Here is an 18,372-nt window from a genome sequence, read left to right as displayed (position 1 = left end):
CCAAGTCGCCTATTTCAATTCATCAAAAGTTCAGCCTCGCTCTTTTATTGTAAGGTAAAGTCACAAGCTAGGTTGAGCGATGAATTATTATATTTTAGCCAAACGCCACAAGTTTATTGCCATCACTGCGGATCACCATATTTATCAGTATCATATTGCTCAAGGTTATATTTTTGTCACTAAAGTCAAAGCATGGAATGAAAAAGCTGCATTAAAAGCCGTTTCTCGGCATTCGGGTGTTATCAACACTATTTCATCGACGACTCACTGGCTATTATTGTTGGTTTTGATGGGATTTATTATTGCTTAAATTGAACTGTAAAGGGGCTTTACAATGATGCAAGTGCATAAAAATCGGCACTGTGCATTTTTGCTTAAGCTAATAACTAAAAAGTTAGTGAAAAGGGTTGTAATTAAGGCCTATTTGTAATTAAATTCGGCCCACTTTTTTGCAGTGATTATTGCAATAATCGATAGTTAATTTGTTGGCGTGTTGTAAACACTGTTTAAAACAATCAAAAATTAAAAGAATGGTGCGCAGATGGATTTTTATGTCCTGAAGAAAAATAACGAGCTCACTGCTATCCCTGCAGATGAGGTCGTGTGTAAAAACTATCTTGAATCTGGTTATAGTTATGTTGATAAAGTTGCAGCCTGTACCGAAGCTGCTGCAATTAATAAATTAAAAACTAAAAAATTAAAAGTGATGCGCTTGCCACTTTTGTTTAGCAGTGTTGTTGTATTAACGGCATTGTTTTTTTTAGTTAAGCGTTAAGCAGCCAATCCTTTGGCTGCCTGGTAGGATTAAAAGTCGAAACTGACGCCTAAGTTAACTGTGGTACCAATACTTTTTGTATTGTATCCCTTATACGTAAAACTTTGTGAACGTGCAGAGTAGTAATCTTGGTTAAAGAGGTTTTCGATACCAAAAAAAGCGTTATAGCCAGAAAACGCAATTTTCCCGCTCAAATTGACTACTTGATAGCTGTCAACTGGCCCTTGATCTCCCACATATTCCCCATTTACTTTCTCAAACCGTTTACGATTACCGACATGTAAATAGTTTAGGGTTAAGCTCGCATTATCGAGTGCTTGCCAACGTAAGTTAAGCGTTGCTTTTGGCGCTGATATTTGTTGCGCACCAAGATACACATCTTGTGCGGTATTTTTACCTTCTACCCAACTGTATGTGGCATTAACTGACAAGTCAGAATTGATTTGATAGTTAACTAATCCTTCATACCCCCAAATCTTTTGTGGTGCGCGTACGGGTTCGTAGACGCCAGTAGCGGCGTTAAATTTATTGGTCGTGCCCAGCTCAGAAGTACTTCGGTATGCGGCTACTTCAAAACGTAAATTATCAAATTCAGAATTAAAGCCTATCTCGTAATTGTCGATAATTGACGCTGCAGTTTGAATGTCTGCAATATCATTTACGGTTGCGGTACGTAATAAGCGGCCGGTATCGGAAATATCAGCACCCTGCGAAAAACTGATGAATGGGCTAAATTCTGGGAAAGCATTGTATTTTGCCCCGAGATTATAGGTTGTTGCACTGTAGTTTAAGGTATCGCCTTTAACTTGCATCGCGACGGAACACTGAGTGATTGTGCGGCATAACTTTAGCGTTTGATAATCATCAACTGCCAAGTCGATAGATTCTTTACGCAGGCCAGCTTTGAGCACTAAATCATCAGCGACAACCCACTTAGTTTGTAAAAAACCAGCGATATTATCCATGTCCATTTCAGGCACCCAAATGCGACCATCGACCATAGGTTGTGAGGTCACATCATTCAATGCGTCAATACCATAAATGAAGGTGCTTTCGACTTTATCAAAATCAAATTGGCTATTAGCGGTGAGGCGCAATCCTGATTTATCTGACTTAATTAGTGACTGACCACCGTCATATCCTTCACTTTGGTTAGCCAGTGCCGCAGAAAAGAAGAATACGTTTTCAATTGTTTGTTTATATAAATCAATGGTTAGCTGGGTATTGTCAAGCAATGCCAAGTCAGTGTACTTGAGCATAAAGTTATGATTGCCTCTGGGGCCTTGTGGTACACCTTTAATCTCAGTCCCTGCTGGGGCTTTTATCGCATAGGTTTTTTCGCCCGTATTGACGCTGTTTGTTACATCAATTAAATCGGATTGCTGTTGTGATTTATAAAAATTGTAAGTCACTTGCACTGACTTATCATCATCGATTTGATAACCCAATTTAGCAAAAACGTTTTGAGTTTCACTGTCAGAAAGGCCATACATCAAACCTGGGACATCACCTTGAGCATCGCGTTGTAAGCCGTTTTCTTCATATGAAGCACTCACAACATAACTTAGGCTGTTTTGTTGGCCATGAAGGTTTGCGTTGTAACGCATGCCGAGGCTGTCATCGAATTTTACCGCACTAAAGCGACTTGAAATGCTTGCTGAGCCTGCAAGTTGCTTATCGCTGGCTGCTTTTTTAGTGATGTAATTAATAATACCGCCTGCAGCACCATTACCATAAATACTGGTTGCTCCTTTGATTACTTCAATGCGTTCAATGGCGCTAGGGTCAAGGGATTTTATTCCTAAAGAACCATTACGAAGCGGAGTCGATTGTGGTACTCCATCAATCATCACAAGTGGTGCTCGGCCCCGAAGGGTTTGTGTCGCATTGCTTGCGGTACCGGTCGACGGCGCCATACCAGGCACGAGTTGCGCCAGCATATTTTGTAATTCAGGCGTTATTTTTAACTGTTCTTGGATGTCAGTTTGGCTAATGATGGTGATAGAAGCAGGAACTTCGTCAATATTTTCAATGACACGACTACCAGTGACGATAACGCGTTCAATGTTTTCACTTTTTTCATTGGGTGCAGCGTGAAGTAAGCCGCTTAAAGTGGCTGCAATTAAGGTTAGAGATGTACGTAACATATAGAATTCATTCAATAAATTTTAACGCATCTTAATGATAATCATTGCTATTTGCAATTGTTTTATCTATCAACTTTTGAGGGTCGTTCTCGTGACTACATAAAAGTGCCAGCGATGTCATTGCGTTCGATGCAATAAAATTGTTTTGCCATCATTTTTTAGGCCAAAAAATCATTAAATAGGGTGTTAATAGGTAATTGTTACTAAAATAATGGCTTTTATTGCCCTTTTTTATCTTTTTGTTGGCGTTTTAAGCCCTGCAAATCAAAAGTGCTTAATAGTACTTTATTTATTTTCCTTTAATTTCAGTGGTATAATTAATTTGTAAATTATTTGTTTACAGTCGTTAACAATATTGGGGTTAATTAATTGTTAAGTTTCTGTGTGTGGTGTTATCTTCAGACCTGTCCCTAGGGACAATAACTCGATTTATCACAGGAATATCTCATGCAAAATAAAACCAATAAAAAAGTAACTCAGTTACTGATCACCGCAAGTACGTTATCAATGGCGGTATCAACAGCGTTGTACGCAGCGCAGCCACAGGGTGTGCAAATTTCTGATGATGTAAATTCAGCGAAGAAAATTTCGCCATTACCAAAACGTTACATCGTAAAATATAAAACTGGCACTAATGCAACTTTCGCTTTAAATAATGTTGCTGCTGTGAGTGATGTAGACGTCAAAGCTAAATTAGCCAGTTTAGGTGCAAAAATTAAATCAGAGCATCCGGCATTAAATATGTTAACAGCCGAGTTGTCTGCTGCGGATATCATCGCATTGCGCCTTGACAGCAATGTTGAATATGTAGAAGAAGATTTACCACGCCGTTTGATGGCGCAAACTCAACCATATGGGATTAGTATGGTTCAAGCCGATCAAGTTGATGACTATGTTGCATCTGCAGCGGCTGGCGGTAAAAAAATCTGTGTTATCGATTCTGGATTACAGCTACCACACGAAGATATGGGCGCACGCAACGATACGATTGGTGGTACTAATGACAGTGGTACAGGTAATTGGTATGCGCACGGTGGCCCACACGGTACACACGTAGCCGGTACTATTGCTGCACTTAACAATGGGTTAGGTGTTCGTGGTGTGATTGGTTCAAATCCTAATCTACATATCGTTAAAGTATTTAATGAAGCAGGTTGGGGTTATTCGTCCGAATTAGTTGATGCAATTAATGCGTGTAAAAATGCAGGCTCACATGTTGTTAATATGAGTTTAGGCGGTGCAGGTTCAACAACAACTGAAAAAAATGGTATTAAAGCAGCTTACGATAGTGGCATGTTATTAATTGCAGCGGCAGGTAATGACGGTGTTGCAACAAGTACCACAGACGCAATGAGTTACCCAGCGTCCTATGACTCAGTCATGTCAGTTGCTGCCATTGATAGTGCAAAAGTACTGGCTGATTTTTCGCAAAAAAATAGCCAAGTAGAAATTGCAGGCCCAGGTGTTGATGTTTACTCAACCTATCCTAACGGTTTAGGTTCAGTGATTGATTTAAACGTTGCTGGTACAGCATACACAGCCAATGCGATGGAAAATCAAGGCCAAGCATCAGGATCACTGTATGACTTTGCAACAGGTGAAAGTATTGATAATGGCGCTGCAGGCCGCATCTGTTTAATCCAACGTGGTAATATTTCTTTCCACGATAAAGTGAAAAATTGTGAAAGTTCAGGTGGCGTCGGTGCTGTTATTTATAACAATGCTGCAGGCTCATTTGGCGGTACATTAGGTGATACAAATACCACTACTATCCCTGGTGTAACGGTATCAGACACTGATGGCGCAGCAATGAAAACTAAGCTGGGCTTATCAGCAAGTATCAATATTGGTGCGGGTGATTATGGCAAAATGAGCGGTACTTCAATGGCTTCCCCTCATGTTGCAGGTGTTGCAGCCCTTGTATGGAGTCACCACCCAAGCTGTACTAACGTCGAAATTCGTAATGTACTTAATGCGACAGCGCAAGACTTAGGTGCGACCGGGCGTGATGTTAAGTTTGGTTTTGGTTTAGCACAAACCAAAAATGCGATTGATTACATTACCGCAAATGGTTGTGATGGTAATGGCGGTACAACACCTCCACCACCGCCAACAGGCGATACTGTACTTGTTAATGGTGTTGCGAAAGCAAATCTTAGCGCTGCAACAGGTAATGAACTTGTGTTCACTATGGATGTGCCAGCAGGCGCAACAGCGATTAACTTTGCAACTGCCGGTGGCAGCGGTGATGTTGATATGTATGTAAAATTTGGCTCAGCGCCAACCGATTCATCATATGATTGTCGCCCATATAAAAATGGTAATGCCGAGTCATGTGATGTAACTAATGCGGGTGGTACTTACTATGTTCGCCTTAAAGCATACAGCTCGTTTTCAGGCGTTAGCTTAACGGGTGCTTTTACTGAAGGTGATACGGGTGGCGGTACAGGTGGTGAACTTCCTGTGATTGACCAAACTCAAACTAATGTATCTGTGTCACGTCGTAGCTGGACACGTTACACCATTGAATTAGCCACTGGGTATTCATCACTTGATGTAACACTTGCAGGTGGTTCAGGTGATGCAGATTTATTCATCCGTCATGGCGCACAATCAACAACATCAAGTTTTGATTGTAAATCAGAAAACTCATCTAACAATGAATCATGTACACAAGTTTCACCAGCTGCAGGTACTTGGCACATCGATGTATATGGTTACAGAGCATCATCGGGCATGACTTTAAGAGTTAAAGCAAATCCATAATAAGAATAAAAAGCGATGTAAGAAGCTTATTTAGCCAAAGGGTCACAGCAATGTGACCCTTTTTTATGGTTGAGTAAAACAGTAAAGGGGCTTTACAGTAACTCAGTTTTTTTTAGTAACCTAGCAGTACCTAATTGAAGGTGCGATGCATTAACTCAAATACGTTAGTCGTAGCCCAATAAAAATAGGCTGGTTTTTATTTACCGACGCATTCACACGATTGTTTTACGATACGACCATTTTTAGTGGTTGTAGTACACACCTCATCTTCGTTATCAGCATTACATGCCACAGCTTGAATATTGGTTGTGTCGCTGTGGGAGTTAAACATTGATGAAGGCATATTTTTTGATATAAACACTTTTATCCCGGTTACTTTGTCATGGGAAAGTTGTTTTATAAAATTATCGGAACGAGCTAATTCGGGGTAACTATAGTTCAGCTCTTTCAGAGCAAGTGCAACAGATGCATCCTGTTCTAATGTAGTATTAGCGGAGGCGGCCGTTATGGTGGCAGTCATAAATATGGCTAATAGTATTTTTACGCTTTTCATACCTATCCTTACTGTAAAAAGTTGTTTTGATAGCCAAGGCATTGCGTAATAATGCTCTTTATAAACCTAATCCTTGGTCAAAAAGTAACTTAGCACCCTAAAAATCCTTTCACAAGATGTTTTTAATATTGGTACGGTGTGGAGAGGATAACTTTTTTGTTATCAAGTCTGGTTTAGAGTAGTTGGTTTTAATGTTCAGTTGATTCTTGATAAAAATAAACAGGAAATATCCCTTTGGCGTTCAATCATGGTATTTAAGGGCTAAATAGCCAAGCTTGAAAGCAGAGCAATACTGAGCAAATTTTTAATTGATGGCGCAATTAGGCTTGCTTATGTGAAAGCGCATTGTTCACCATATTTAATTTGCCCCTCAAGGTAAGCTTTTTGTAAAGCCCCTTTACAGTGTAACTAATTAGCGATTACTGAGTTTACAGGCATAAAATAATTGTTTGCCTATACTTGTAAATACCTTGCGTTTTTTATCGACTTTTAATGATTAAAGAATTCTTTTTGCCTTTAGCTCTTCTTTTTGCATGTAGCACATCAAATGTGTTGGCAAATTCAATTACCTTACAAGTTGTCACTGAAGAGTGGCCGCCGTTTAACTACACTAATGAACATGGCGAGATTGTTGGCCGCTCTACGAAAGTAGTAAAGGAAGTGCTGTCACAGGCCAATATTGACTATACATTACACAGCTACCCGTGGATGAGAGCAATGCATATTGCCCAATCTCAACCGAATGTAATGATCTATTCTATTTACAAAAACGCAGAACGAGAAAACTGGTTTCAATGGGTTTGTCCATTAATTCCCGCGGTGAAAATTTATGTGTATCGTTTGCGTAGCCGCCCTGATGTACAAATTAAAAACATCGCAGAGGCGTCTAAATATCGCACTGGCAGCAATAAAAACGATAGCAGTCACAAGTATTTGCTTAACCATGGTTTTGTAGCAGGAGAAAATTTAGATCTCACTAATGATTCTGCCGCGACTATTCGTAAATTTGTTGCTGGCAGGCTCGATTTTTTAATGCAAACTGAGTATTCGATGATCACCCAACTCAAGGCGTTAGATCTTGAATACAATCATGTCGAAAAACTATTTGCGATTAAAGAATATGATTTTGGCGCCCCTTGTTTAGCCTTTAGTTTATCGACCCCAAAAGAGCTGGTTGAGCGAGTAAGTACAATTTTACAGTCCTACCCGCATGATGAGAAAAGCCCCCTCAATTAAATTGAATACGTATGCAAACCTTCTGCTTTTTTGTCATCTCAAGGTAATCTGAAGCCCCTCTCATAAAATAAGAATTTTAAAATGCGACTGATTAGCTTAGCGTTATTAGGTTTGAGCGCCACCGCACAGGCTCAAACTGTCACGGTTAGTTCGCCAGACGGTCAACTGACTGTTAGCATCAACGATGATCAAAATTATGTGCAGTATCAAGTGTCGTTTGCAGACCAAGTGGTTATTGCGCCGTCTAATTTAGGCATGGCGTTTAAGCACCAAGCAGCCTTTGCTGAAGGGTTTAAAATCAACAAAGTGAGCCGAACAGAACAAGACAGTACATGGCAACAGCCTTGGGGTGAGCAGCAAAATATTCGTGATCATCATAATGCCTTGACGTTGATGCTCCAAAGTGACGATAACCAGTACGGTCGTTATGCTGTCACCTTTAAAGTCTTCAATGATGGCATTGGCTTTCGCTATGAAGTACCTGCACAAAAGGGCTTTGAGCACAGTGAAATAACTGACGAGCTGACAGAATTTGCCATTGCTGATGCCAACCAAAGTACCGCATGGTGGATCCCCGCACGGGGCTGGAACCGTTATGAATATGTGTATCAGACCACGCCACTTGAACAAGCAGCCCATGTTCATACCCCGTTTACTTATAAAACCCGCAATAATGTTCATGTCAGTATTCATGAAGCGGCGTTGGTCGATTATGCGGCCATGACCCTCAATCAGCGTCGTCCGGGTACGTTTAAGGCCGATTTAACGCCTTGGTCTGATGGCATTAAAGTAAAAAAACAAGGCGGATTTACAACGCCGTGGCGCACCATTCAAATTGCCAAACATGCCACCGGCTTATTGAACTCACACTTGATCTTAAACCTCAATGAGCCAAATAAATTGGGCGATGTCTCTTGGGTCAACCCAGGTAAATACATCGGGATTTGGTGGGGTATGCACATTAACGAACAAACCTGGGGTAGCGGCGAAAAACACGGTGCCACGACTAAAAATACGCTTGAGTACATGGACTTTGCCGCAAAATATGGCTTTGATGGCGTGTTAGTTGAAGGGTGGAATATTGGTTGGGATGGCGACTGGTTTTTTAACGGCGATGTGTTTAAGTTTGACCAAGCCTATCCTGATTTTGATATCGATGCCGTGAGCGAGTACGGTAAAAAAGTCGGGGTGAAACTCATCGGCCATCATGAAACATCAGGCAATGTGACTAATTATCGCAACCAGATGCCCGCCGCTTTCGCGTTGTATAACCAAGCGGGTGTGGCGCAAATTAAAACAGGCTATGTCGCCGATGGGGGTAATATCAAACGCATTGACGAGCAGGGGATTGCCCGAAAAGAGTGGCACGATGGCCAGTTTATGGTAAATGAATACCTGTATAACGTTGAATTAGCGGCTAAATATAAACTCAGCATCAACACTCATGAACCGATAAAAGACACAGGGTTACGCCGCACTTATCCTAATTGGATTAGCCGTGAAGGCGCGCGAGGCCAAGAGTTTAATGCATGGGGGACACCGCCAAACCCACCAGAGCATGTACCGATGCTGGCTTTTACACGTATGTTGGCAGGCCCAATGGACTTTACGCCTGGCATTTTTGATATGGGTTTTAATGGCTTGGGCGATAAAACCAATCGACCACAAACAACACTTGCCAAACAGTTGGCATTATATGTTGTTTTGTATAGCCCGATTCAAATGGCGGCTGATTTACCCAAAAATTACCTAGCCAAACCTGATGCGTTTCAGTTTATTCAAGATGTGCCGACAGACTGGCAACAAAGTATTGCGTTGGCTGGAGAAGTCGGTGATTACGTGGTGTTTGCCCGCCAAGCAAAAGCCAATGCGCGATATAACGGCGATGATTGGTTTTTAGGGGCGGTCAGTGATGAAAACGCGCGTGACATCAGCGTTAAACTCGACTTTTTAGATGCCAAACGCCAGTACGAAGCGCAAATATACCGCGATGGCGACAAGGCCGAGTGGAAAAACAACCCATACGACTTAGTGATCGAGCAGCGCCTTGTAACCGCCAAAGACACATTAACCTTAAAGCTTGCTACCAGTGGTGGCACGGCTATTCGCTTTAAAGCCCTTTAAATAACTACGTTATAGCTAGTCAATAAGTTACTTGTCCAAAGCCCTGCGGTAAATTAAGCAGGGCTTTTTTGTATCTATCGTATTTATTGGTTGTTTATCGCGATTGGGTGAGCTGTGCACTAAAAGTCATTAGTATAACGTATCAGTTAGCCTTATTACTTAGTGGACACCTTATGACACTGCGCCGCTCACACCTCTTTGTTCTTCTTGCACTTTCGCCTACAGCGATGATGGCCAATGAGTTAGCCGATATCGAACGCATTACCACGACCGCAACCCGAAGTGCGGGCAAGTTGACACCATTGCCTTTTGTGATAAGCACAGTATCGCAAACAGATCTTAAATTAGTTGCACCAACCCATATTGAACAAGTGCTTAAACAAGTGGCTGGGGCGAATGTTCAGCATGGCAATGGCCAAGAATATTTACCAGCATTGCGATCGCCTGTGCTTTCCGGTGCGGGGGCGTGTGGCGGCATTTTAACAGCCGAAGATGGCATTGCTCTTCGCGCGGCAGGATTTTGTAACATTAACGAACTCTTTGAAGCGCACACAGAAATGGCCGAGCGCATCGAAGTGCTTAAAGGGCCGGGTTCAGCACTTTATGGCTCGAATGCCGTGCATGGGGTGATCAATGTTATTACACCCGACAGTACACAAGACCGCGGCTTTGCAGGGCTCGATTTAGGTTCGTTTGGTTATAAACGGGCTAAGTTTCAACAGGGCTATGACATGGGCGACTCAGGGCTTGGTATCAGTACCAGTGTGACGCGTGATAGCGGTTACCGCGACGATGAAAATGTCGAACAAGAAAAACTGAGCCTGAGGTATCGCCTTGAAACTGATGAAGTCTCGGTGATGTCGGGGCTGACATTTACTCATCTTGATCAACAAACCGCAGGCTTTATTGAAGGTTTTGAAAGTTATAAAGACCCAGACATAGCACAAAGCAATGCGTACCCTGATGCGTTTCGTAAAGCACAGGCGCTGCGGGCTTGGTCGCAATTTACGTGGCAAGACGAGCGCAGTACATTCGTCCTTACCCCGTACTTTCGGGATCAAAAAATGACCTTTTTTAAGCATTTTTTGCCCGGTACACCCCTTGAAGAAAACGCCCAAACCGGGGCCGGGCTGCAATCATTATGGCGATACCAAGCGCACACAGAACTGCGCGTTGACGTGGGGGTTGACGCCGAATATACACAAGCTCAAATGCAGCAATATCAAGCCAACCCCACTGAAGGCTCTGCTTTTTTAGTGGCCACTGTGCCGCAAGGCAAACATTATGATTATGATGTAAGCAGCACCGTCTACGCGCCGTTTTTTAATCTACATTCGCAATGGCAAGCACTGAGCATTGACGTAGGAGCGCGTTATGAGTACCTCAGTTATGACTACGAAAATAACATGGCAGCAGGGCGCAATCGCGATGATGGCACACCATGTGGAATGGGAGGGTGCCGATATAGTCGCCCACAAAGTGGTGAAAATAGTTTTAGTACTTGGTCGCCAAAACTGGGGCTGAGTATTGCCCTAAACGACAATAACGTAGTGTACAGCAATCTTTCAAAAGGTTATCGCGCCCCGCAAGCATCGGAGCTTTATCAGTTAGAGCGCAAACAAACCGTCGCCGATTTAGCACCCGAAACAGCAAGCAACTTAGAAATGGGCTTAAAAGGCAATATTGCAGCGTTAAGCTATGTATTATCCGCTTATACGATGGATAAAAAGCAGGTTATTTTCCGCGACAGTGACTTTTTCACCATTAACGATGGCAAATCATCTCATCGTGGCATCGAGCTCGAATTTGATTATGCGATTAACTCTGATTGGCAACTGCGCTTTGCCGCCACCCATGCCAAACACCGGTATGAGTCAGACCAACAGCTGGGTGAGATTAATATCAAAGGCAATGAGATGGACACCGCACCGCGTAATATCGCCAATGTGCAGTTAAATTGGCAACCGAGCGACTCTATCAATACCTCCTTGGAGTGGCACCATGTTAGCCGTTATTTCACCGATGCTGAAAACCGCTATGAGTATGAGGGGCACCAGTTACTGAATGTGCGCGCCAGCTGGCAACCGACAGTGCATCTGAACTTGACCCTGCGTATCAATAATTTAGCCGATACCGCCTATGCCGATCGCGCCGATTACACCAGCTTTAGCGGCGACCGGTATTTTCCAGGCAAACCGCGCAACTTAGCGATGACCATGCAATATAGTTGGTAATCGGTTGTTTTGTAGGTGCAAGCCTGCTTGCGAAGGCGAGCGAAGCTCGGCAGATTTTTTCTTTAAGATAATCAAATTTTTAAGCCAAAGGCAAAAAGCGAGCCCATTGATTCTGTGATTTTTCACCACAGAGTTCACTGAGGCGCTGCGCTACACCGAGCTTTTTAGGATTAAGTTGTTGGTGAATTGTAGTTCGGGTTTTAGCCTGACAGCTTTATCAAAGCATTCGTAGTTGTTAAATCAACAGCCGATTTTATAATCAAAAACTGCTTTTTAAATCGGCATCGTTGCCGCACTGGCGACGGCAGCCAAAGAGGGGCTGACGCTCACCCTCTTTGGACACTCTCAGCGCTACCGACATCACGCTGTATTCTGCAAATAATCAATTGATGTGAAATCACAGTAAAAGCAGCCATCAATTGTTTATTTTCATGGCGTGATCACGGGGGGGGATTGGCATCGGTGTGAGTTTTGAGGTTTGAGTTTTGCGTAGGTGCAGCTTGCTTGCGCAGGTGAGCGAAGCTCTGCAAAATACTCAAACTAAATCAAATTAGAGTGGGTGTCTTTGTTATTTGTTCTTTCTAAGCGTTATCAGTTTGCCTATCAGCTGCGATATTACGGCCATGGCAGTGCTAAAAGGCGTTACACCTTAGGCAATGACACTGAGCAGATGACTCAACAAGCTAACTTTGCTGATAAAAAAGATCTGAAAAGTGCTATTAGTCGTGGCTTTAAAACGTTTGCACCCATCAAGATGAAAAGCTGCTCGGTCTTATAAACGCGATTAAAGCAGCTCTTTGTCTTAATCAACTTAGTCTTCTCTTAAAGAGCTCATCGGGTTGGATTTATAGATGAACTTTCTAAGAGGGGCTATACAGCTGCTTACGACACATAATATAAACACTATGACAGTAATAATTAGGTAAAAAAATGACAGAGTGGAGAGGCTCTTTAGCACCTGTGTTAGCAGCCAAATACCACCCAATGACAGCACAACGGTCATCGTTAGCGCAAACCAAGTGTTTTTTGCTAATTGAAGTAAAAAATCGGTAATTAATCGTTGGGGGTGCGCCCCAAGTGCTAATTTCAATCCAAACTCACTTCGCTTTGATACGCATAGGTTGTAACACAAGCTGTAGCAGCTAATAGTGGCCACAACGAGTCCCACACCGAGTAAAATCACCGAAAAGACTAAAGTAATAAAAATCCGGCTGAGTCGGTTATTTTGTTCTTGTTCTAAATTAATGATGCTTGAAATATTGATATGGTGTTTAAACGGCTGCAGTAATTGCTCAAGCTCGTTGGCGGGCAATGACTTTTGGTGATCATGGCGAATAACTAAGTGATAGTTATCGGCCGAGTTGGTTGGGCTGTTTAATTTTAATGGCCAGTAAGCGATACCAATATCATGGTCGATAAAATGGGTAAGGAAAGGGTTGGCAATGCGCGATTCGGGCACGGTGCCTAACACTTTACGGATCCCCGCTTCGGCTAATAGGCTCTCACTATGTTGGCCCAGCTGTTGGATTTTGTCATGCAGTAATTCACTGGCAATAATATCGCCAGAATGGTGATATTGAGTTAATTTTGGAATTAATAATGGGCTTTTCATTACTGAAAAATAATTGTCACTGATGAATATTTTATGAAAGGCTAGATCACCCAAACCCGTTGCTTGGTACTGAATTAAATTACCGGCCAAGTCCAATGGAGAGCTACTGATTAGTGCTGCGTCATAATTGAGTTGTTGGGTACTTTTGAGTAAATGGCGAAAATGCGTTAAAGATTGGGGTTCCCCATGATAGTGGACACTCTTGAGTGCAATGGCGGTGATGCCGCTTACTTTATGGGTCCATGCTTGATAAAAAGTCGGTCCTTGCCACTGAAACAGCACCGATCCGCACAGCAACATAACCAAACTCACACACAGCTGTAATGAAAAAATCATGTTTTGCAGTGGCCCGTGTTGGCTTTTTGAGACCCCTTTACTGGCTGTTTTTATCAAGTTAGCCAGTGGTGAATGGATGATCTGTTTATTTGGGAGCCAGATCAATAAGGCGATTAATCCTAAGATCAGCCCCCCGAGTAGTAAGGTGATATCCAGCGGTGGAAACAACGAATGTGCACCAAGTTGATACAAACTGAAGCTTTGCACTGTTTTGCTAAATAACAATGAAATGGGTAGGGCGATAATGATCGATGCAGCTAAGAGTATCCCCAGTTCTATGGCTTGAGGGATGGCTAACTGCCATGCACTTGCGCCTAAGGTGAGTCTTAATGCATGGTTTGTTTTTAACGCTAGGGTTTGGCTGGTTAATAAATTGATTAAAGCGCATATCAAAACAGATGAAAAAATGCCCGTAGTGATGAGGTAAAAAAGGCTCAGCCATTTTGTGGCACCATTAAGGTGTTCAAGTAAAGGTGTGACGAGTGTGATCACGTTAGCATGGTGATAAGTGGTCGAACTGAGTACTGACTCGACCTGTTGTTTGTTTTTGGCTGTGAATGAATTAGCTTGGCCTATCAGGATAATGTCTTGGCTGGTATTGTCAGGTTGTTTGCGCTGTGCAAACCATAACGCTATCGGTCCTTTTAGTGTGGTGACCGCTTGAATATTTTTATAGGGAGGGACCCGGTAATCATGTGGTAGTACGCCACTGACAGTGATGATCTGATTGTTGCTAATTAACGTTTGGCCAATAATATCTGAGCGCCCAGATAACCTATCTTGCCAAAACTGATATGAAATCATCACTTCATGTGACTGCGCAGGTAATTGGCCCAGTAGTGGTGTCACGCCTGTAATCGCCCAATAGTCATCAGAAACATAACTGCTAAAATACTCTTGGAAGGCCCCATTGATGGTTCTGATTTTTTGAAGTTTCAGATACAAGGACGCAATGCGATCAAATTGTGTTTGTTGTCGGATAAACTGATTAATGATAACCAAGTTTACTGGGGCGTGATGCTCGGTTTGTATCGAAATATCATAAAGCGCCCCGATGTTCGGATACCCCAATTCTTGCTCGGTCAAGCCACTGGCTGTTTTGAGGCTACTCCCTAATAAGGCGATTAATATTGCAAAACAAAACACAATGGTGAGACTTTGTAATTTTCGGCTGTTTAAGCGAGAGCAAGCGACCTTGTACTGACAGCGCCAAAAATAGGAGTCAGTTAAACAGCTTGGCATGATTGCAGCTCACCGTCACAAATTCGTAAAATACGCTCTGCCCTAGATGCAAAGTTAAGATCATGGGTCACTAAAATGATGGTGCAGCCTTGTTTGTGGGCGTCATCAAGCAATGCCATTACGATTTCACCATTTTTACTGTCTAAATTTCCGGTAGGCTCATCGACTAACAATAATTTCGGGGCGGTCACCAAGGCGCGAGCTACAGCAACACGCTGTTGCTGTCCACCTGATAATTGATGGGGGAAATGGAGCAGTTTTTCGGTTAAATCGAGTTGTTTTGCAACGGCGTCGACTTTTTGTTGAATACTCAACTTATCAAGATTTCGGTAAAGGAGTGGCAAGGCAATATTATCAAATACACTCAGCTCTGCGAGCAAATGAAACGATTGGAAAATAAAACCAATATGTTGATTTCGAAAGGCAGCTTGTGTTTTGACCCCCATAGAGGTGACTTCTTCATTTAAAAAAACATACTGCCCTTGGCTGGGGTGATCCAGTAGGCCGAGTATCGACAGTAGCGTTGATTTTCCACCGCCAGATGGCCCTGTAATGGAGACATATTCACCTTGTTCAACAGTGAATGAAAGGTCTTTTAGTACATGCTGGGCACAGTGCTCTTCGCCATACCACTTATTGAGGTGTGTTATTTCGATCATCGCTTACAACACATTAATCGTTTGCTGACCTTGCAAGTCATCGAGTTGAGAGATCAGAATTTGTTCGCCTTGTTTGACACCCTCAGTAATTAATAAAAACTCACGGTCGAAATGAGAGATACTCACGGGTTGTTTAATAAGCTGCTGTTGCCCTAGACGATAAACAAACATGTGTTCGTCAGTATGACTAAAATAAGCCGGGCGGCGAATAAAGATACTGTCGGGCTTGATGGCTAACACGGCTTTTGCCGATACCTCGAGTTGATTACGAGCGTGAGGGAGTGCCAGATCTGATACATCTAATTGCACAACAACAAAACCATCAAGCAACTCACTTCGCACCCGTGTCACCTCAGCGGTTAAGGTGTGTTGTAAGTAGCTAATGTTGACCTGTGTCTTGGGAATAATGGCTCCAGCATCTTCAGCTGGAAACTTGAGCTCAACTAGGTTGGGTTTCAGTTGCTTAATTTGGGCAATTTTTTGACCAAATGATAATAAATCGCCTTTGTTGACTTCAATGTTTTCAATAATACCGGTACTGGTGCTGACAATTTCGAGCTTTTTTAAGTCTTCTTGTGCTTGTTCTACTTGTCTTTGTGCTTGTGAGATTATTAACTTTTCAATATTAATGCGCTGATTGTTATTTGAGCGGGTCAATTCTAATCGGCGTTGCAGTGACTTAACTTTGTTATGGGCTTTATTGAGTGCTACTTGCGCCTGATTAAATTGGATCTCTGAAATAATCTCAATTTCACGTAATGCTTGCTGAGCTTTAAAGTCAAGTTGCGCCACCGTTAAATCGTCTTTGGCATCGGTAATATCGTTTTCGAGTAGGAGTAAGGTTTGTTGTAAATCAGCTTGCAGCTTTTTTAGTTGGAGCTGTGCTTTATTTAACTCAGACTCTCGGGTTAATAACTCTCGCTCCAGATCGGGGTTATGCAGTAAAAATAAGGGATCCCCGGGTGTGATCTGATCCCCTGAATTTACATAAATCTCTTTGATTATACTGCTGGAGGGTGCTGAAAGCGTTATGGCTTGATTGGAGATAAACTTGCCAAAGCCATGGCTATAGTGGTGATAATCACCCAATTGCACGGTATCAAACACTAACGTATGTTTAGGCACCCCTTTGCTCGACAATGCGCTGTAAACACTGATGAGTAGTACTAAGAAGAGTGCGATTCCAATCCAAACTTTTTTGGAGAGCAAGGTGTTAAGCATTTGGTTGGCTCAATAAATATGCAATTGTTTCGTCGCTATAACCAATGTGTTTGTCAGTGACAATACCTTGCGAATTAATTTGATAAACCGTTGGAGTAAATGGGCTGTCAAAGTATCCAAAATGGCGATTACCTGATGCTTTAAGGTAAGTCACCTTCTGATTTGGTTTAAGGTTGGTGGGCAGCTCATTAAAATAGAGCACAATTAGTCGGGGGCTTGAAGGAGTCTGCTGTTCAATGAAGTCATTGACCATCAATTTACAACCAGGGCAACTCGCGTCAGCGAGTAATAGATTAACAGGTTGGTTTGTCATCTCGCTAAGTTGGATCGCTTGGCCAGATAAATTAACAATAGGCACATCTTGTATGAGGGGTTGGCCAATATCGCCGTTGTTAATGGTTATATGGACACGCTCTTGGTGAGACATTAATCCAAGTTGACCGCGCAGCTCCCCAGAAACGGTTATCGAGATGACCAAGGTGGTAATAATTAACAGGATGATGAGTTGAACTTTTTTCACAGTAACATTCCATTTTACTAGTAGGGAGCTTGGCTCCCTACTATTGACAATTTTAATAGCGGATTAGGGCTGTTCAGGAGCTGAGTCTGTTATACATGTTGTTGTACAGCTCTTATACAAGCCCCATAGGACACTTGTGCACGAAGTTGTGCATGAGGCTGCTGCCACATTCAGTGAAAACAGAGCAACAACAGCTGTCGCACTTAAAATTGATACTTTTTTTCATTATCAATTTCCTTATGTTGATATTTTATTTAAGCACTTTCGAAAGTACCAAATAAGGTACGTAGTATTTGTACCCAAGTCAACATGCGATTAATCGTGCTGATATTTTTGGGATTATGCAAGCTTGATGTGGTTTAGATGTGCTTTATTTGTGATGGTCGGCTTTTTTTGCGGGGTGGGACGTTTTTATTTATGAGCATGCATAACAAAAATTTATCTCATTAAACCAACAGATTTCGGAAATAACATTGACCCCCACTTTTATTTGTTGGCACTGTACGTTTGTTTTTTGATACTTTAACAGTGGGTCGAGTCCATATATGTCTTAGTTGTTTGTATATATAATGGTCATTCAAGCCTGTTCAGATGTTCATTTGGCACTGGTATGGCTCTAGTTGGAAGTGGTTTAGCTGTACTAGGTGCCTGTGTAGTAGAGCCAACTAAACTAATGGGTTTAAGCGCTGGAACTTTGTATGCTGGAGCAATTGTGCAACATTCAGATTCACAGCTAAGTTGCCAAAGAAGCTATAAAGCCGCTTTTAATGAATGGAAAACCTGTACTGAAAATAATCCAGATAACGGTTCTGGTGGTGGTTCTGCTGGTAGCGTATGCACAGAGACTACTCATCACGAAGTTTGCACCGGTGGCGGTTGCACTAGATGGAGCGAAATTAAGGTAGTCGCTTGTTAGTAATATATTAAAACTCGCATGCACCTATATT

At 42.4% G+C, this 18,372-nt stretch carries 14 protein-coding genes; 8 read left to right on the top strand and 6 right to left on the bottom strand.

Translation table 11 applies throughout. The features are described from left to right. Positions 1 to 79: 79 nt before the first annotated feature. On the top strand, positions 80 to 310 hold the full coding sequence (locus AC3KZC_RS20285; RefSeq protein WP_490577180.1) for a hypothetical protein: 231 nt from the start codon (positions 80 to 82) through the stop codon (positions 308 to 310). A 231-nt stretch (positions 311 to 541) separates the two neighbouring features. Beyond that, positions 542 to 775: a hypothetical protein gene (locus AC3KZC_RS20280; RefSeq protein ID WP_490577179.1), complete on the top strand. Its 234-nt coding sequence runs from the start codon at positions 542 to 544 to the stop codon at positions 773 to 775. A gap of 29 nt (positions 776 to 804) precedes the next feature. On the opposite strand, the gene AC3KZC_RS20275 is transcribed toward AC3KZC_RS20280, so the two are convergent. Continuing rightward, entirely contained in the window at positions 805 to 2,922 is a 2,118-nt protein-coding gene (locus tag AC3KZC_RS20275) for a TonB-dependent receptor (protein WP_490577178.1), read from the bottom strand. Between the two features lie 447 nt (positions 2,923 to 3,369). Here AC3KZC_RS20275 and AC3KZC_RS20270 point away from each other — a divergent pair, with 447 nt between their 5' ends. After that, the gene (locus AC3KZC_RS20270; protein ID WP_490577177.1) at positions 3,370 to 5,688 is read left to right on the top strand and encodes a S8 family serine peptidase; all 2,319 of its coding nucleotides are present in this window, start codon (positions 3,370 to 3,372) and stop codon (positions 5,686 to 5,688) included. Between the two features lie 196 nt (positions 5,689 to 5,884). Here AC3KZC_RS20270 and AC3KZC_RS20265 read toward each other — a convergent pair whose 3' ends face one another. Then, positions 5,885 to 6,241 carry a hypothetical protein gene (locus AC3KZC_RS20265; protein WP_490577176.1) on the bottom strand — a complete coding sequence of 119 codons (357 nt, stop codon included), beginning with the start codon at positions 6,239 to 6,241 and terminating at the stop codon, positions 5,885 to 5,887. A gap of 492 nt (positions 6,242 to 6,733) precedes the next feature. Here AC3KZC_RS20265 and AC3KZC_RS20260 point away from each other — a divergent pair, with 492 nt between their 5' ends. The 4 genes from AC3KZC_RS20260 to AC3KZC_RS20245 all read left to right on the top strand — a co-directional run bounded on the left by AC3KZC_RS20260 (position 6,734) and on the right by AC3KZC_RS20245 (position 12,613). Next, entirely contained in the window at positions 6,734 to 7,477 is a 744-nt protein-coding gene (locus AC3KZC_RS20260; protein WP_490577175.1) for a substrate-binding periplasmic protein, read from the top strand. A gap of 81 nt (positions 7,478 to 7,558) precedes the next feature. Then, positions 7,559 to 9,601: a glycoside hydrolase family 97 protein gene (locus AC3KZC_RS20255; protein WP_490577174.1), complete on the top strand. Its 2,043-nt coding sequence runs from the start codon at positions 7,559 to 7,561 to the stop codon at positions 9,599 to 9,601. Positions 9,602 to 9,774: 173 nt separating this feature from the next. Next, entirely contained in the window at positions 9,775 to 11,835 is a 2,061-nt protein-coding gene (locus AC3KZC_RS20250) for a TonB-dependent receptor (protein ID WP_490577173.1), read from the top strand. A 565-nt stretch (positions 11,836 to 12,400) separates the two neighbouring features. Continuing rightward, positions 12,401 to 12,613 (top strand): hypothetical protein, encoded by a 213-nt coding sequence (locus tag AC3KZC_RS20245; RefSeq protein WP_490577172.1) that lies wholly within the window; start codon positions 12,401 to 12,403, stop codon positions 12,611 to 12,613. A gap of 33 nt (positions 12,614 to 12,646) precedes the next feature. On the opposite strand, the gene AC3KZC_RS20240 is transcribed toward AC3KZC_RS20245, so the two are convergent. From AC3KZC_RS20240 to AC3KZC_RS20225, 4 genes are read right to left on the bottom strand one after another with little or no spacing between them, the layout of a single operon-like run. After that, entirely contained in the window at positions 12,647 to 15,025 is a 2,379-nt protein-coding gene (locus tag AC3KZC_RS20240) for an ADOP family protein (RefSeq protein ID WP_490577171.1), read from the bottom strand. Next, positions 15,010 to 15,684, bottom strand: a complete 675-nt coding sequence (locus tag AC3KZC_RS20235; protein ID WP_490577170.1) for an ABC transporter ATP-binding protein — start codon at positions 15,682 to 15,684, stop codon at positions 15,010 to 15,012. Before AC3KZC_RS20235 ends, AC3KZC_RS20240 begins: the two co-directional genes overlap by 16 nt. Before the next feature lie 3 nt (positions 15,685 to 15,687). Beyond that, a complete protein-coding gene (locus tag AC3KZC_RS20230; protein ID WP_490577169.1) occupies positions 15,688 to 16,905 on the bottom strand; it encodes an HlyD family secretion protein in 1,218 nt (405 codons plus the stop codon). Next, positions 16,898 to 17,425: a thioredoxin family protein gene (locus AC3KZC_RS20225; RefSeq protein ID WP_490577168.1), complete on the bottom strand. Its 528-nt coding sequence runs from the start codon at positions 17,423 to 17,425 to the stop codon at positions 16,898 to 16,900. The genes AC3KZC_RS20230 and AC3KZC_RS20225 overlap by 8 nt, the downstream gene beginning before the upstream one ends. Positions 17,426 to 18,035: 610 nt before the next feature. On the opposite strand from AC3KZC_RS20225, the gene AC3KZC_RS20220 reads away from it, so the two are divergent. Further along, complete coding sequence (locus AC3KZC_RS20220) at positions 18,036 to 18,341, top strand: hypothetical protein (protein ID WP_490577167.1); 306 nt, start codon at positions 18,036 to 18,038, stop codon at positions 18,339 to 18,341. Positions 18,342 to 18,372: the final 31 nt, after the last annotated feature.

Source organism: Pseudoalteromonas sp. J2K-J031 (assembly GCF_058197095.2).
The sequence above is the reverse complement of the archived record's forward strand: the minus strand, read 5'-3'. Positions and strand labels throughout refer to the sequence as shown.

Coding starts and splice junctions, on each gene's coding strand:
- AC3KZC_RS20285 (WP_490577180.1), top strand. CDS start 80: ATGAATTATTATATTTTAGCCAAACGCCACAAGTTTATTGCCATCACT.
- AC3KZC_RS20280 (WP_490577179.1), top strand. CDS start 542: ATGGATTTTTATGTCCTGAAGAAAAATAACGAGCTCACTGCTATCCCT.
- AC3KZC_RS20275 (WP_490577178.1), bottom strand. CDS start 2,922: ATGTTACGTACATCTCTAACCTTAATTGCAGCCACTTTAAGCGGCTTA.
- AC3KZC_RS20270 (WP_490577177.1), top strand. CDS start 3,370: ATGCAAAATAAAACCAATAAAAAAGTAACTCAGTTACTGATCACCGCA.
- AC3KZC_RS20265 (WP_490577176.1), bottom strand. CDS start 6,241: ATGAAAAGCGTAAAAATACTATTAGCCATATTTATGACTGCCACCATA.
- AC3KZC_RS20260 (WP_490577175.1), top strand. CDS start 6,734: ATGATTAAAGAATTCTTTTTGCCTTTAGCTCTTCTTTTTGCATGTAGC.
- AC3KZC_RS20255 (WP_490577174.1), top strand. CDS start 7,559: ATGCGACTGATTAGCTTAGCGTTATTAGGTTTGAGCGCCACCGCACAG.
- AC3KZC_RS20250 (WP_490577173.1), top strand. CDS start 9,775: ATGACACTGCGCCGCTCACACCTCTTTGTTCTTCTTGCACTTTCGCCT.
- AC3KZC_RS20240 (WP_490577171.1), bottom strand. CDS start 15,025: ATGCCAAGCTGTTTAACTGACTCCTATTTTTGGCGCTGTCAGTACAAG.
- AC3KZC_RS20235 (WP_490577170.1), bottom strand. CDS start 15,684: ATGATCGAAATAACACACCTCAATAAGTGGTATGGCGAAGAGCACTGT.
- AC3KZC_RS20230 (WP_490577169.1), bottom strand. CDS start 16,905: ATGCTTAACACCTTGCTCTCCAAAAAAGTTTGGATTGGAATCGCACTC.
- AC3KZC_RS20220 (WP_490577167.1), top strand. CDS start 18,036: ATGGCTCTAGTTGGAAGTGGTTTAGCTGTACTAGGTGCCTGTGTAGTA.